Here is a 14,690-nt window from a genome sequence, read left to right on the forward strand (position 1 = left end):
TGAGAGAGGCGGGCGATCATGTGGATCTACCTGAGAAGACGAATCCTGCAGAGCGCATTGCCGCTGATCGCAGTCGTACTGGGTGTCTTCGTGCTCGCCCGCCTCACCGGCGATCCGTCGCAGCTGTATCTGCCGCTGAACGCGACCGAGCAGATGCGCGAGGACTTCGCGGCCCGCAACGGCTTCGACAAGCCGCTCTGGGAGCAGATGGGCAGCTACTTCCTCGGGGTGCTGCAGCTCGACTTCGGTACGTCGCTGCGCACCGGGGAACCCGCCGCCGAGATGGCGCTCCGCGCGTTCCCCGCAACTCTGCAGCTCGCCGCGGTGACAATGCTCCTGGCGATCGTCATCGCCGTGGTGCTCGGCAGCTGGGCATCGCTCAAGCCCAACGGGATCGCCGACCGCATCGTGAGCTTCTTCTCGATGGTGGCGGCGAGCGTTCCCGACTTCTGGGTCGCGATCCTCGGTATCTGGATCTTCGCGATCACGCTGGGGTGGCTGCCCACCTCGGGCACCTCCGGTCCTCTCGTCTGGATCCTGCCGATCGCGACGCTCATGCTGCGACCGATGGGTGTGCTCGCCCAGGTCATCCGCGGGTCGATGGTCACGGTCATGGGTCAGCCGTACGTCCAGGTCGCCCGCAGTCGCGGCGCCGGACAGATGCACATCGTCACCAAGCACGCGCTGCGCAATGCCGCAGCGCCCGCGCTCACCGTGGCGGGCGACCTCACCGTCGGTCTCGTCAACGGCGCGGTGGTCGTCGAGTCGATCTTCGGATGGCCGGGCATCGGCAAGCTCATGATCGACTCGATCCTGCAGCGCGACTTCGCCGTGCTGCAGGCCGCGGTGCTGATCACCGCCCTGGCGATCTTCGCCCTCAACATCATCATCGACCTCGGCTACGCGCTGCTCGATCCGCGCGTGCGTCCGACGTCACGGTCCCGCGCGCGTCGCCGCGGACCCGGAATGCTCTCCGACACGAAGGCAGAGGTGCTGACGAATGTCTGACGACAATGCATCCACCGTCACCGTCCTCACCCAGAAGGCGCGCCGTAACCGGGCGTCGGGCCGCGCGAACCTCTGGCGGCTGCTGCTGAACGACAAGGTCGCCACCGTCGCCGCCTTCGTGCTGGCGTTCATCGTGCTCACCGCGATCGTCGGTCCTCCGCTGTTCGGCGAGCTCGCGCAGCGTCAGGACCTCGGCGCGCGCAACATGCCGCCGTTCAGCCTGCAGCTGGGCTGGGAGTACATCCTCGGCAGCGACTCCCTGGGTCGCAGCCTGCTCGCCCGCATCATCACGGCAGCGGGGACGACCCTGGGCGTGGCCGCGGCCGCCGTCCTGGTCGCCGCGGTCATCGGATCGATCTGGGGCATGTGGGCCGGGTTCCATCGCGGGTGGCGCGAGTCGGTGTCGATGCGCATCGCCGACGTCATCATGAGCTTCCCCTCGCTGCTGCTCGCCGTCGTGATCCTCTACGTGTTCAACCCGAGCGCCGCGAACATCGTCCTCGTCCTCGCCATCACCCGAATCCCCCTGTATCTGCGCACCGCGCGAGCGGATGCCGCCGAGCTGCGCTCGCGGATGTTCGTGGATGCCGCGACGAACTTCGGAGCCAAGAACAGCGCGATCGTCTTCCGGCACATCGTCCCGAACGTGCTGCCCACGCTCGTCACGCTCGCCACCCTCGAGTTCTGCTACGTGATGCTGGCCGAGTCGTCGCTGAGCTTCCTCGGCATCGGCATCCAGCCGCCCGACGTCAGCTGGGGTCTCATGGTCGCGCAGGGACGCCAGTACCTCGCCGAGGCGTGGTGGCAGTCGGTCCTCCCCGGTCTCGCGATCGTCATCACGACGGTCTGCGCGAACGTGCTGGCCGCCTGGCTGCGCCTCGCGACCGACCCGGGGCAGCGCTGGCGTCTGCAGACGAAGAAGCGTCGTCGCGTGATCGGCTCCATCGCCCCGCGGCGCTGAGCCCCGGTGACGCCCCTCGAGTTCGCACTGCTGGCCGCGGTCATCCTCGCCGCCGCCTGCCTGCAGGGCTCGATCGGCTTCGGCATGGGGATGCTGGCGGCGCCCTTCATCGCCCTCATCGACGCGACCTTGCTGCCGGTGCTCGTCATCACGCTGGCCATGATCGTGACAGTCATCGTGGTGGTGATGGATCGCGCAGCCCTCGACCTCCGCGGCGCCGGCTGGGCGCTGGCCGGGCGAGTGCCGGGCACCGTCGTCGGAGCGGGACTCGTCACCGTGATGTCGACGGCCGTGCTGTCGTGGGCGGTCGCCGCGGTCGTGCTGGTGGGCGTGCTCGTGTCGCTGCGCGGCTGGCGTCCGCGGGTGACGCGCACGACGCAGGCTCTCGCCGGGGCGCTGTCCGGCGTCATGGGCACGACCACCTCGGTGGGTGGGGCGCCGATGGCGATCATCTGGCAGGGATCCGAGGGGCCTCGACTGCGCGGCACGATGTCGGCGTTCTTCCTCGTCGGCTCGACGCTGTCACTCGTCGCCCTGTTCCTGTGGGGCGCCGTGCCGCCGCATGCGCTCCTCACCGCCGCGTGGATGGCACCGTTCGCCGTGGCCGGCGCGGTGGTCTCACGGTTCCTGAACCGGTTCCTCAACCGCCGCCGCACGCGCGCGATCGCGCTCGGCGCCTCGGCTCTCGGCGCGCTGACGCTGATCGCCACCCGCCTGTTCGAGATGATCTGAGCGGATGCCGCGGCGACGCGGCATCCTCCTCAGCGCACCTGCCGCTCCAGCGGGAGCCCGACGTCGAGCAGGTCGATGTTGCGGGCGATGTCGGCGGCCCGCGCGGTGAAGACCTCGCGGGCGTGGCCGGAGTAGTGCGGGGTCAGCACGACCCGGTCGAGCGCGGCGAACCGGCGCACGGAGGCGGGGGCCTGCGTGCCGTCCGGCGCGTCCCACCACACGTCGATCCCCGCGCCCCCGATGCGCTCTTCGGCGAGCGCGGCGTACAGCGCGTCCTCGTCGATGAGGGCGCCGCGCGCGACGTTGATGATCAGGGCGTCCGGATGCAGCTGCGCCAGGGCATCCGCATCGATCAGACCGCGCGTGCTCTCGGTGAGTGGCGCGGTGACGACCACGACGTCGCTCTCGCCGAGGAGCGGATGCAGCTGGTCCTCGCCGTACACGCGGTCGAGCAGCTCGGTGCCCGGGCCCGCGGCATCCGGATGCCGTCGCATCGCGATCACGCGCATGCCGAAGGCCTTCGCGAGGTGGGCCACGGAGCGTCCGATCTCGCCGTAGCCGATGAGTCCGAGGGTGCTGCCGGCGAGCGAGCGATGGTACGCGATGGATCCGGGCGCCGTGGCGACCGTGCGCCATTCTCCGCGGCGCAGCTCCGCGTCGACCGGCAGCACGCGGCGCCGCAGCATGAGGGCGGTCACGAGCACGTGCTCGGCGATCGCCGGGCCGTGGTGACCGGTGTTGCACAGCGGCACTCCGTCGGGCACGGCGCCGTCCTCGACCCGGTCCACTCCCGCGCCTGTCACGTGCACCAGGCGCACGCGATCGGCGTCGGCCATGTCGTCGACCGTGATCCGCGAACCGATCACGACGTCGGCGCCGTCGATCGCAGCGCGCACCGACTCGGGCACGTCGAGGTCGGCGAACACCCAGTCGTGCGGTCGCGCGGTGCGACGCAGTTCGTCGGCGAACTCCGCGATGATCGGGTCCGTGACGGCGATGCGCAACGGCGCGCTCACCAGCGCGGGCTTTCCAGCACGAATCCGGCGTCGACGCGCTGCATGTAGCCGGTGTCGTCGCGCTCTCGGATGCCGCCGTCGAGGTATTGCCGATGCAGCCGCGCCAGCGCCTCGGGGTCGAGCTCGACGCCGAGGCCGGCCCCGGTAGGCACGGCCAGCGAACCGTTCGCGAAGGTCAGCGCGCCGGGGGCGACGATGTCTTCGTCGTCGCGCTTCCACGGCCAGTGGGTGTCGCACGCGTAACCGAGACCGGGGGTCGCCGCGGCGAGGTGGGTCATCGCGGCGAGGCTGATCCCGAGGTGGGAGTTCGAGTGCATCGACAGTCCCCACCCGAGCGTCTCCGCGAAGCCGGCGAGCAGACGCGATCGCTCGAGGCCTCCCCAGAAGTGGTGGTCGGAGAGCACGATGTCGATGGAGCCCAGGCGCACGGCATCCGCGATATGCGAGAACGCGACGACGCACATGTTGGTCGCGAGCGGCAGATCAGTACCGCGGCGGACCTCAGCCATGCCCTCGAGCCCGGGAGTGGGATCCTCGAGGTACTCGAGCACGTCCTTCAGCGCGTCGGCGACACGCAGCGAGGTCTCGACGGTCCAGGCGCCGTTCGGATCGATGCGCAGCGGGTGCTCCGGGAACGCCTCGCGCAGCGCGAGGATCGCCGCGATCTCTTCGTCGGGCGGCAGCACGCCGGCCTTGAGCTTGAGGGCGGTGAAGCCGTACCCGTCGACGATGCGACGCGCCTGCGAGACGATGCCGTCGGGCGTGAGGGCTTCGCCCCATTCGTCGGATGCCGCGCCGGGATGCCCCGCCCACTTGTAGAAGAGGTAGCCGCTGAAGGGCACGGCATCCCGCACCCGTCCGCCCAGCAGTTCGCTGACCGGCACTCCGAGGAGCTTGCCGCGGATGTCGAGGGCTGCCACATCGAACGGCGACAGCACGCGGTCGCCGGTGCTCGTGCCGGTGACCATTCCCGACATGCCGTGCCCGCCTCGTATGCCGTCACCGGCGACGCTGCGCTCGACGCGCGCCCGCAGGTCGTTGGTCGCGAAGACGTCGCAGCCGAGCACGGCATCGGCGGCGATCCGCAGGCGATGCAGGTGCGCGCTGTCGCCGTAGGTCTCGCCGAGACCGAGCACTCCCGATTCGGTGGTGACCTGCACGATGGCCCGGAGCGCCAGGGGCTCATGCACGCCGACCGTGTTGAGCAGCGGCGGGTCCTGGAAGGCGACCGGCGTGATGCGCACCGACCGCACCGCCTTCTCGGGCAGCCGGGTGGATGCCGGGACAGACAGCAGGAACTCTTCGGACATCGGGCCTCCGTCGGTGAGACGCCGTGCATCCGCGTCGACGGATTCCGCGTCATCGAGTTGCTTCGACACTATGGTGAGACGGATGCGCGGACAAACCAAATAGCGCACTGACTGATGTCGGGAGTGGATCGATGATCTCGCTGGTACAGCTCGAATGCTTCATCGCCGTCGCGGAGGAATTGCACTTCGGCGCCGCGGCCACGCGCCTGAAGATGACGCAGCCTCCGCTCAGTCGTCAGATCCAGCAGCTCGAGCGCGAGCTGTCGACGAGGCTGTTCGACCGCACCAGTCGCCGCGTCGCTCTGACGCAGGCCGGCCGTGCGCTGCTGCCCAACGCCCGTCGGCTCATCGATCTCGCGGCGAAGGCGGTCTCCGATGTGCGCTCGGTCGGCGAGGGCGCCGCCGGCACGGTCACGATCGCGTACACGGCGATGGCCGGGCAGTCGGTCGTCCCCGATCTGCTGCGTCGCGCATCGGCCGAGCTGCCGGGCGTCACGCTGCTGCTGCGCGAGCTCGTCTCGCTCGACCAGATGGAGGAGCTCGAGAAGGGCACGGTCGACATCGGCCTGATGCGGCCGCTGCTGGCCCGGCCGCAGATCAGCAGCCGAGCGGTGTACCGCGAGCGGCTCGCCGTGGCGGTGTCGAGCGGCTCGACATTGGCGCAGCGCGGGGAGCCGGTGAAGCTCATCGACCTCAAGGACGAGCGGCTGCTGATGTACTCACCGACTGTCGCGCGGTACTTCCACGACCTGCTGCTGTCGATGTTCGTGGCGAGCGGCGTGCATCCGCGCATCGTGCAATACGCCGGCCAGGTGCCCGCGCTGCTGGCGCTGGTGAGTGCGGGGATCGGGTTCACGCTCGTCCCCGAGTCGGCAGGGCGCATCGCCCCCGACACCGTGACGCTGCTGCCGATCAGCGATGCCGACCCGTCGTCGCGGGTGAACAGCGTCGAGCTCGACATCGCGTGGAACTCCGAGACTCCGAATCCCCTCGTCGAACGTCTGCTGAGCCTGGCCGACGACGTGGATGCGGACGCCTGATCGATGCGCCCGGCGCATTGCTCCATGCCGATGGAGCCCTTGATCCGGATGAATCGGCGCGCGTAGCGTGAACGAGAACATGATCAGGGCTGATGACGACACCCGTGCTCGACGAGGAGGACGCATGCTGCAGAAGGACGACGCCGCGACCGCCGATGAGTCCACCCGTTCCGGGGCATCCGCGGACCCTGCTCACAACGGGGAATCCGCTGCACGCGACGACATCCTCCGCGTCGAGGATCTGCGCATCGCCTACCGGATCGGCGACCGCGAGGTCGACGCCGTCCGCGGAGTGAGCCTGAGCGTCAAGCGCGGTGAGGTCGTCGCGATCGTGGGCGAGTCCGGCTCGGGCAAGAGCACCGTCGCGCAGGCGATCATGAACCTTCTCGCGCCGAACGCCGAAGTCACCGGCGGGCGAGTCGTGTTCGAGGGCGAGGATCTGCTGCCGTTGAGCGAGCGCCGTTGGCGCGGCATCCGAGGTCGGCTGATGGGGCTGGTCCCGCAGGATCCGGCGCTGTCTCTCAACCCCGTGCGCCGCGTGGGCGTGCAGGTGGCGGAGCCGCTGCTCGTGCACGGGCTCGCGTCGAAGCACGACGCGGCGGACCGTGCGATCGAGCTGCTCGAGATGGCGGGTCTGACGTATCCGGCGGAGCGGGCGAAGCAGTATCCGCATCAGTTCTCCGGCGGCATGAAGCAGCGCGCCCTGATCGCGGGGGCGCTGGCCGCCCGACCGAGCCTGGTCATCGCGGATGAGCCGACGAGCGCCCTCGACGTGACGGTGCAGAAGCAGATCCTCGATCACCTCGCGCATCTGACGCAGGAGCTGGGCACGTCGATCCTGCTCATCACGCACGACCTGGGCATGGCGGCCGAACGGGCCGACCGGGTCATCGTCATGCGGCAGGGCGAGATCGTCGACGCCGGTCCCGCGGCGCAGGTCATGACCGCGCCGACGCACGAGTACACGCGCAAGCTCATCGACGCGGCGCCGCGGTTGAGCGCGCACGAGCGACGGACGGCATCCACGCAGGCCCGCATCGAGTTCGGTGGCGAGCCGATCGTGCGGGTGAGCGAGCTGACGAAGATCTTCCCGCTGCCCAAGGGCGAGGGCGATCGTCGTACGCTCACCGCCCTGGATGCCGTGTCGCTCGAGGTGCGTCGCGGCGAGACGCTCGCGGTCGTGGGTGAATCGGGGTCGGGCAAGAGCACCCTCGGACGGCTCGTGCTGCGGCTCGACGAGCCGACATCCGGTGCGATCTCGTTCGCCGGCGAAGACATCACGCACGTCAAGGGCGAGAAGCTGCGGCAGCTGCGGCGCCGGTTCCAGATGGTCTATCAAAGCCCGTTCGACTCGCTGAACCCGCGGATGACGATCGAGCAGCTCATCACCGAGCCGCTGCTGTCGTTCGGCGAGGGCGATCGGTCGTCGCGGTCGAAACGAGCCGTCGAACTGTCGGAACAGGTTGCCCTGCCCGACGGGATGCTGGACCGCTTCCCGGACGAGCTCTCGGGCGGACAGCGGCAGCGCGTCGCGATCGCCCGCGCTCTCGCACTCGATCCCGAGTTCCTCGTGCTGGATGAGGCCGTCTCGGCGCTCGACGTGTCGGTGCAGGCGCAGATCCTGAAGCTGCTCGACGAGCTGCAGCGCGAGCGCGAGCTGAGCTACCTCTTCATCACGCACGACCTCGGCGTCGTGGCAGAGACCGCCGACCGCATCGCCGTGCTCAAGAACGGCATCCTCGTCGAGTGCGGCGACGCCGGGCAGATCTTCACGAACCCGCAGCAGGAGTACACGCGGATGCTGATCGAGGCGGTCCCTGCGTTCTCGGCGTGACGTTACCGGGTCGTTGAGCGATCCTTCGACTCGCGCCATCCCCCGGTCGTTGAGCGAGCGCAGCGAGACGAAACGCTCTGGCATGCTTCAGCTGTGCCCCCGCGGATGTGTAAAAGTCGGCCTGTTCTTTACACGTTGGGTTGACGTGCAGAATTTCTTTCGCAGATCGATTCTCGCGTGACTCCGCAGAACGCGGATGATCCGTCGTGAGGTGCAGCGCGCTTCGCAAGGACGGATGCCGGCGAACCGGCCTTGCGAAGCGCGCTCCTCCTTCACGGGCGCACACCCGGCAGCATGCAGTCATGGCAGCACGAGTGATCACGCCCGCGCAAGCAGCCCCTCGACGTCCCTTACCCACGTGAGGTTAGAGCTGTCGCGGAATGCCATCCCGACGATGCGGCGCTTGCGCGACTTCGTGACGGGGCGGATCTCGTCCTCGAACGAGCGCAGCCGCGAGGCGAACTCCCACGCGTAGGCTTCGGTGCTCTCGCCGAGGTAGTAGGCCCCCGGCGGAAGGATCGTCAGCTGGATCGGACGCCGCTCGCTCTCGTACGCATCCGTGACGCGCACCTCGACGTCGTAGATCGCCTGCTCGGAGGAGTTCACCACCACGACGCCGTAAGTCGTCTGCTCTTCGCCGATCCGGGAGGCGACCCAGGCGAAGACCTTGCTCGCCTGCGACTGCATCTCCCGCGCTCGTGCGGCTTCATCTCGATTGGCCTCGATGCCGAAGAGCCGGCCGGCGTGCTTCGCCCCGATGATCGCGGCGAGAGTGCTCCGATGGCGGTGAGGGCGATGACGACGTCGGCGAGGGATCCTGGCTGCATCCGGTCACTGTACGTACGGCATCCGCTGCCGACGGGGGCGACAGGCGGAGCGAGCGTGGTGGCATACCGGTGTATTGCGTTCGCGACCGATCCTGCGCAAGGAGAAATGCGCTTCGCAAGGACGGATGCCGGCGAACCGGCCTTGCGAAGCGCACTCTTCCTTCCGGGACGCACACCCCACGCGGGTGCGACAACCACCCACCGTCACGGCAGCACGATCACCTTGCCCGCGATCCGGCCTGCCGCGGCCTCCGCGTGCAGCGCCGGCAGCTCGGCCAGCGGGATGCGGCGCGTGACCTCGACCTGCAGCACGCCGTCGTCGACCAGCGACACGAGCTCGGCGAGCTTCGCGGCGTCGCTCCGCACGAACACGACGACCGAGCGCACATTCCGGTCGGCGTCGTCGGGCGCCGGCATCCAGGCCGTGGTGCTCACGACGACGCCTCCGTCGCGGACGAGGCGCACCAGGGCGGTGAACTCCTCCGGTTCGATCGGCGCGAGGTTGAGGAGCATGTCGACCTGATCCGAGACGGCGTCGAGCACTCCGGTCTCGGTGTGGTCGATGATCTCGTCGGCGCCGGCGGCACGCACGGCATCCGCACTCCGCGGGCTCGCCGTGGCGATCACGTACGCGCCCGCCCGCTTGGCGAGGGCGATCGCGTGCTTGCCGACGGCGCCGCCCGCGCCGACGATGAGCAGGCGCTGTCCGGCTTCGAGGTGCCCGTCGTCGAAGAGCGCCTGGCGGGCGGTGAGAGCGACCGAGGGGAGAGCTGCGGCGTCTGCGAGCGGCACGCTGATCGGCGCTGCGACGATCACGTCGGCCGGGGCGACGACGTACTCGGCCGCTCCTCCGTCTTCGGCCATCGGCAGGAAGCCGACGACCGCGTCACCGACCGCGAAGCCTTCGACGTCGTCGCCGATCGCGTCGATCGTGCCGGAGACGTCGTAGCCCGGAATGTGCGGGAGCACGACCGGGATGGGGAGGAAGCCCGCCCGCATGCCGTTGTCAGCGGCGTTGAAAGCGGATGCCGCGACGCGCAGCCGCACCTGCCCCGCGGCCGGAACCGGCTGCGCGATGTCTTCGAGCTGCAGAACCTCGGGGCCGCCGACCTGGTGGAACCGTACTGCCTTCATGATCTCTCCTTTCATAGGTGCTTCGAATTCGAAGCAATACGATGACAGTAGCACTGCTTCGAATTCGAAGCAACACGTATACTGGAATCATGAACGATCGATCTCCTCGGCTCTCCCCGACCGAGCTCGCGGCCTACTTCGCCTTCACCGAGGTGAGCAGCCTGCTGCGGCACGCGGTCGAGAAGCAGCTGAAGGATGTCGGCAAGCTCAGCTACGTGCAGTTCCAGCTGCTGGCGCGTCTCGGCGATGCTCCGGACGGCAGCCAGCGGATGACGGATCTCGCCGACGGCGTCGTCTACAGCCGCAGCGGGCTGACGTATCAGGCGCAGTCGCTCGAGGAGCGGGGTCTTGTCACGCGGGCTCCTTCGCCTGAGGATGAGCGGAGCACGATCGTCGCCATCACGGCCGAGGGTCGTGCGGTGCTCGCGAAGGTGTTCCCCGGGCACATCGAGGCCGTGCAGAGTCTGCTGTTCGCGTCGCTCGACGACGCCGATGTCGAGGTCCTCGCCCGGGTGATGACGCAGGTCAGCGGACACCTGCGGGCGAATCCCCCGCGGAGCGCCGGACCGCGGAAGGTCAAGGCCGACTGACGCTCGCCCGGTCGTTGAGCGAGCGTGCGAGACCCCGGTCGTTGAGCGAGCGTGCGAGACCCCGGTCGTTGAGCGAGCTTGCGAGACCCCGGTCGTTGAGCGAGCTTGCGAGACGAAACGCGTCCCACCGGGATGACTCCGACGCTCGGCTGGGTCGCTGAGCGTGTCGAAGCGTCCGTGCGCAGCGATCAACCCGGGTTGATCGGAGACCTCATCACGCTGCTTCCGCCCTCGCGGCAGTCCTGCGGCGGCGCGCTTCCGTGCGCCGCAGACGCCGGCTCGACATCAGCCACACGAACGCGCCGAGGAGGGGAATGAAGATGATCGCGAGCGCCCAGAGCGCCGTCGCCGCCGGGCCGAGTGCCGCCTTCGTGCGAAGCAGAGTGACCATCGCGACGACCGCGAGCACGAGTGCTGCGATCCAGACCATCGACCAGACGACGTCCCACACCCCGGGAATCAACGGGTTCATGGCAGCTCCTTCGCGGGGTGGGCGTATCCGTCCAGAGTAGAGGGCGGTCTTGACCCGAGCGCTGCTGGCCTGTCGCCGGCGACGGCCGTCTGCTACCGTCCGGTGAATCCGGGTTGCGCGCATCGAGGTAGAGCGACGAATGAGGCCACTGCGGTACGGGACCAACGTGACGCTCGACGGGTGCGTGCATCATGAGGCGGGGATAACGCCCGACCAAGAATTCATGGCCTTCTGCACCGCCGAGACGGAGCGGTCGGATGCCGAGATCTACGGTCGCGTGACGTACCAGATGATGGAGTCTGCGTGGCGGCGGCCGGCCGACGGCGTGTGGCCCGACCGGATGGACGAGTCGGAGGTCGCCTTCGCCGAGGCCATCGATCGGTCGAAGAAGTACGTCGTGTCGAGCACCCTCACCGAGGTCGACTGGAACGCCGAACTGGTGCAGGGTGATCTGGGCGACGCCGTCCGGGCGCTGAAGCAGCAGCCAGGCGGGGAGTTATCGGTCGGCGGCGTGACGCTCCCCCTCGCGCTCGCGGAACTCGGACTCATCGACGAGTTCGTGTTCGCCGTGCATCCGGTCATCGCCGGCCACGGTCCGACGTTGCTGGCCGGGCTGAGTGCGCGGCTGCCTCTGGAGTTGGTGGAGCGCCAGGAGTTCCGCTCCGGCGTGGTCGTGCACCGCTACCGGCCAGCGCCCGCCCCCGTTCGTTGAGCGACGCTTCCTCCTTCGCGGTCGTTGAGCGAGCGAAGCGAGACGAAACGTCTTCAGATCGCGAAACCCTCCGCCCGCAGCGCCTCCCGCAACCCCTCCGCTGACTCGAAGTGATGCGTCACCATCCCCACCTCTTCCGCCCCCGCGAGCTTCCCCTCTGAGTCGTCCGTGAAGAACACCTCCGACGCCTCCACCCCGAGCGCATCGAGCACGTGCTGAAAAGCCCTGGCATCCGGCTTCGCCCACCCGATCTCGGCGGAGTTGAAGATCGCATCGAAATGCTCGGTGAGGCCGAGCTCGTCCGCCTCGGCCGGAATCGTGTCGGTCCCGTTGGTGAGAATGGCGGTGCGGATGCCGGCGGCACGAAGCGCGTCCGCGATGGCGAGCACCTCCGCGTCGACTTCGGACGGCTGCCGTCCCCACTCCTCGGCCGCGGCCGCCGAGCCGAGCGCCTCGCCCACGCGGGCAACCCAGGCGCGGCGCGAGATCCGGCCGGTGGTCACCTGGTCGAGCAGCTCCGGCTCGAAGGCGGCATCCACAACCGCGCCCGGCTCAAGGCCGTGCCGTCTCTCGATGTCGGTCGTGTAGTCCTCATCGAACTGCCGGACGACTCCGTCGAGATCGAACAGCACTGCGCAGATCGAGGTCATCGACTCAGGGGCCGGCGACAGGCTCGATGTCGACGTCTGCGGCTCAGTACGCCGGCGAGAGGGGCGTGGCAAGCGCAATGCGGATCTCCTTCGACGGCGGTCCTGTTCATCCTCGCGCAGCATCCGTCCGACAAGGAAGGGCGCGCGGGGAGGCGTTTCACCTCACCCCGCGGCGGCGAGCGCAGCATCGACGTGCAGCGAGGTGGTCGGAAACACAGGCACCGGAGAGTCCGCGGCAGAGACGAGCAGCTCGATCTCGGTGCAGCCGAGGATGATGCCCTCCGCGCTCTGCGCCGCGAGTTCGTCGATCACCTCGCGGTAGTACGCGCGGGATTCCGGACGGATGATGCCGTGCACCAGTTCGTCGTAGATGATCGCGTGCACTCGGGCGCGCTTCTCGGCGCTGGGCACGAGCACCTCGATGCCCTGCGCCTCGAGCCGCTCGCGATAGAACGGCTTCTCCATCGTGAAGGCGGTGCCCAGGAGGCCCGCTTTGCGGATGCCGGATGCAAGCACGGCGGCGGCCGTGGTGTCGGCGATGTGGACGAACGGGATGCCGATCGCGGCTTCGATCCGGTCGGCGACGAGGTGCATCGTGTTGGTGCAGAGCACGATCAGGTCGGCACCGGCACGCTCGAGTCCGCGGGCGTGGTCGGCGAGCAGAGTGCCCGCGGCATCCCAGTCCCCGCGCGCCTGGAGTTCTTCGATCTCGGCGAAGTCCAGCGAGTCGAGGATGATGCGGGCGGAGTGGTTACCGCCGAGCTGTTCCCGCACGCGTTCGTTCGCGAGTCGGTACCACTCGAGGGAGGATTCCCAGCTCATTCCGCCGAGGACGCCGATGGTCTTCACCGGGTCTGCCCGACGTCTGAGCGGGTCGCGGGAGGGGCGGTGCGCATCCATCGAATGTATCCCGGGCGGTCACCGGAACGACAGAGGCCCTGATCAGTTCTCACTGATCAGGGCCTCCGCGTGTTCATGCAGCGGTTACGGCTGGACGAAGAACTCGTCCGAGAAGAAACCGGGGGTGACGCGAACGACGATAGTCTCGCCATCCGGGATCAGGAACGCCTGCGAGCCGGTGACGGTCGCTCCGGTGAAGAGCTCTTCGAAGCCGAACTCGTCGGTGAGAGAGACCAGGCTGTCGTAGCTGTTGACCACGTTGCCGCTGGAGGTCACGACATCGACCGTGACTTCGGCGGAGGTGGCGGACTCGGCGCCCTTGTACGTGATCGTGTAGTTCACGATCTCGTAGTGGGAGCCGGCCGGAGCAGCCTCGTTGAACTGGTTCGCCTCGGAGACGATGGCGTTGCCGTCGGGGTTGACCGAGTTGACCACGACCGACCAGTCGCTGTTGCTGATCTCGGATCCGACCGGGTACGGGTTCTCGCGAGTGCCCTCAGCGGTCTCGGCGGGTTCTTCGTCGTCAGCCGGCTCGTCGGCCTCGTCGGTGGTGTCGGGCTGGGTGACGACGGTGTCGCCGTCGCCGAAGGCCTCGTCGACGGATGCCGCGACGACTCCGAGGAAGACGACAACGCCGACGATGGTGCCGACGATCGAGAGCACCAGGCCGACGATGCCGAGCCACTTCTTGTCACCCTTGAGGAAGAGCGACACGATGCTCAGCACGAAGGCGATCGGCAGCAGGATCCAGCCGACGATCAGGGCGCCGGGGATGCAGGCGAAGATGAAGCCGACCGCGGCGATGATGGCGGCGACGAGGGCGAGGACGTTGAGCTTCTTCGGGTTGCCGTCGGCGGAAGCGATCGGGGCGGCGGTCGCCGTGAGAGTCTGAGCCTGTACCTCGTCGGCGAAGGTCCCCCACTGCTGACCGTCCCACCAGCGCTGGCGGCCCGAGCCGTCGTCGTACCAGCCGGCGGGAGTGTCATTCGGTGTTGTCATGCGCTCATCCTGACAGAACGCTGTGAGCCGAAAGGCAGGCGTTGCTGGTTCGTTATGAGCGATATTTCGGAGTGCGGCATGGGGATGCTCCTTCGGCGTTCTCGGCGCCGAAATGCTCGGGCGCTCACAGAGAAGGATCCGGCGGCCGCGCTCCTGATACATCCGGTTGGATAGAACTTGCGATGATGAGGCAACACAAACGAAAGCAGCCTCTATGGATGACTTCATCGGGACCCTTATTGCGACCTTCGTCGGCGCGGCACTCGCGCTGACCGCCGATCGCATCGCGAGGTGGATCGACGCGAAACGCACGGAACGCGTCGCGATCGACAACCTGCTCATCGATCTGGCCGCGAAGCGCGCATTCGCCGTCGAGACCCTCGATGATCCGTGGCCGGACGACTCCGCCAAGCGGGTGCTCGAGTCGGTGAATCATGTGCGCTCGCAGATCCGGGAGGCCCGGATGCAGCTGCGGCCTGACTCGAAGTACCTCGACCCGGTGCGG

Annotated in this window: 16 protein-coding genes; 7 read left to right on the forward strand and 9 right to left on the reverse strand. The window is 68.4% G+C overall.

What is annotated here, in order from left to right:
- Positions 1 to 18 precede the first annotated feature (18 nt).
- Genes RS85_RS09765 through RS85_RS09775 form a run of 3 tightly spaced genes read left to right on the forward strand, consistent with a single transcriptional unit; the run spans position 19 to position 2,701 of the window.
- Positions 19 to 1,008 carry an ABC transporter permease gene (locus RS85_RS09765; protein ID WP_082087570.1) on the forward strand — a complete coding sequence of 330 codons (990 nt, stop codon included), beginning with the start codon at positions 19 to 21 and terminating at the stop codon, positions 1,006 to 1,008.
- On the forward strand, positions 1,001 to 1,969 hold the full coding sequence (locus RS85_RS09770; protein ID WP_046013244.1) for an ABC transporter permease: 969 nt from the start codon (positions 1,001 to 1,003) through the stop codon (positions 1,967 to 1,969). The genes RS85_RS09765 and RS85_RS09770 overlap by 8 nt, the downstream gene beginning before the upstream one ends.
- A 6-nt stretch (positions 1,970 to 1,975) precedes the next feature.
- A complete protein-coding gene (locus RS85_RS09775) occupies positions 1,976 to 2,701 on the forward strand; it encodes a sulfite exporter TauE/SafE family protein (protein ID WP_046013245.1) in 726 nt (241 codons plus the stop codon).
- Between the two features lie 29 nt (positions 2,702 to 2,730).
- Here RS85_RS09775 and RS85_RS09780 read toward each other — a convergent pair whose 3' ends face one another.
- Together RS85_RS09780 and RS85_RS09785 are read right to left on the reverse strand one after the other, a co-directional pair.
- Positions 2,731 to 3,717 (reverse strand): 2-hydroxyacid dehydrogenase, encoded by a 987-nt coding sequence (locus tag RS85_RS09780; protein ID WP_235282401.1) that lies wholly within the window; start codon positions 3,715 to 3,717, stop codon positions 2,731 to 2,733.
- The gene (locus tag RS85_RS09785; protein WP_046013293.1) at positions 3,714 to 5,027 is read right to left on the reverse strand and encodes a glucarate dehydratase family protein; all 1,314 of its coding nucleotides are present in this window, start codon (positions 5,025 to 5,027) and stop codon (positions 3,714 to 3,716) included. Before RS85_RS09785 ends, RS85_RS09780 begins: the two co-directional genes overlap by 4 nt.
- A gap of 131 nt (positions 5,028 to 5,158) precedes the next feature.
- Here RS85_RS09785 and RS85_RS09790 point away from each other — a divergent pair, with 131 nt between their 5' ends.
- Together RS85_RS09790 and RS85_RS09795 are read left to right on the forward strand one after the other, a co-directional pair.
- A complete protein-coding gene (locus tag RS85_RS09790) occupies positions 5,159 to 6,067 on the forward strand; it encodes a LysR family transcriptional regulator (RefSeq protein WP_046013246.1) in 909 nt (302 codons plus the stop codon).
- A 124-nt stretch (positions 6,068 to 6,191) separates the two neighbouring features.
- Positions 6,192 to 7,901: a dipeptide ABC transporter ATP-binding protein gene (locus RS85_RS09795; protein WP_152642380.1), complete on the forward strand. Its 1,710-nt coding sequence runs from the start codon at positions 6,192 to 6,194 to the stop codon at positions 7,899 to 7,901.
- Positions 7,902 to 8,219: 318 nt separating this feature from the next.
- Here the strand turns inward: RS85_RS09795 and RS85_RS09800 are convergent, their stop codons facing one another.
- Together RS85_RS09800 and RS85_RS09805 are read right to left on the reverse strand one after the other, a co-directional pair.
- On the reverse strand, positions 8,220 to 8,588 hold the full coding sequence (locus RS85_RS09800; protein ID WP_046013247.1) for a hypothetical protein: 369 nt from the start codon (positions 8,586 to 8,588) through the stop codon (positions 8,220 to 8,222).
- A 344-nt stretch (positions 8,589 to 8,932) separates the two neighbouring features.
- Positions 8,933 to 9,862: an NADP-dependent oxidoreductase gene (locus RS85_RS09805; RefSeq protein ID WP_046013295.1), complete on the reverse strand. Its 930-nt coding sequence runs from the start codon at positions 9,860 to 9,862 to the stop codon at positions 8,933 to 8,935.
- A gap of 89 nt (positions 9,863 to 9,951) precedes the next feature.
- On the opposite strand from RS85_RS09805, the gene RS85_RS09810 reads away from it, so the two are divergent.
- Complete coding sequence (locus RS85_RS09810; RefSeq protein ID WP_046013248.1) at positions 9,952 to 10,452, forward strand: MarR family winged helix-turn-helix transcriptional regulator; 501 nt, start codon at positions 9,952 to 9,954, stop codon at positions 10,450 to 10,452.
- 214 nt (positions 10,453 to 10,666) lie between these two features.
- Here RS85_RS09810 and RS85_RS09815 read toward each other — a convergent pair whose 3' ends face one another.
- Entirely contained in the window at positions 10,667 to 10,924 is a 258-nt protein-coding gene (locus tag RS85_RS09815) for a PLDc N-terminal domain-containing protein (protein ID WP_046013249.1), read from the reverse strand.
- Between the two features lie 139 nt (positions 10,925 to 11,063).
- Here RS85_RS09815 and RS85_RS09820 point away from each other — a divergent pair, with 139 nt between their 5' ends.
- Positions 11,064 to 11,636 carry a dihydrofolate reductase family protein gene (locus RS85_RS09820; protein ID WP_046013250.1) on the forward strand — a complete coding sequence of 191 codons (573 nt, stop codon included), beginning with the start codon at positions 11,064 to 11,066 and terminating at the stop codon, positions 11,634 to 11,636.
- 53 nt (positions 11,637 to 11,689) lie between these two features.
- Here RS85_RS09820 and RS85_RS09825 read toward each other — a convergent pair whose 3' ends face one another.
- The 4 genes from RS85_RS09825 to RS85_RS19490 form a co-directional block, all read right to left on the reverse strand.
- On the reverse strand, positions 11,690 to 12,286 hold the full coding sequence (locus RS85_RS09825) for an HAD family hydrolase (protein WP_046013251.1): 597 nt from the start codon (positions 12,284 to 12,286) through the stop codon (positions 11,690 to 11,692).
- A gap of 162 nt (positions 12,287 to 12,448) precedes the next feature.
- Positions 12,449 to 13,135 carry an aspartate/glutamate racemase family protein gene (locus RS85_RS09830; protein ID WP_046013296.1) on the reverse strand — a complete coding sequence of 229 codons (687 nt, stop codon included), beginning with the start codon at positions 13,133 to 13,135 and terminating at the stop codon, positions 12,449 to 12,451.
- Between the two features lie 135 nt (positions 13,136 to 13,270).
- Entirely contained in the window at positions 13,271 to 14,185 is a 915-nt protein-coding gene (locus tag RS85_RS09835; protein WP_152642381.1) for a DUF2510 domain-containing protein, read from the reverse strand.
- Between the two features lie 124 nt (positions 14,186 to 14,309).
- On the reverse strand, positions 14,310 to 14,621 hold the full coding sequence (locus tag RS85_RS19490; protein ID WP_152642382.1) for a hypothetical protein: 312 nt from the start codon (positions 14,619 to 14,621) through the stop codon (positions 14,310 to 14,312).
- Between the last annotated feature and the right edge of the window lie 69 nt (positions 14,622 to 14,690).

The sequence above is a fragment of the Microbacterium sp. SA39 genome, from assembly GCF_000967865.1.
In the GTDB taxonomy this organism is placed as follows: domain Bacteria; phylum Actinomycetota; class Actinomycetes; order Actinomycetales; family Microbacteriaceae; genus Microbacterium.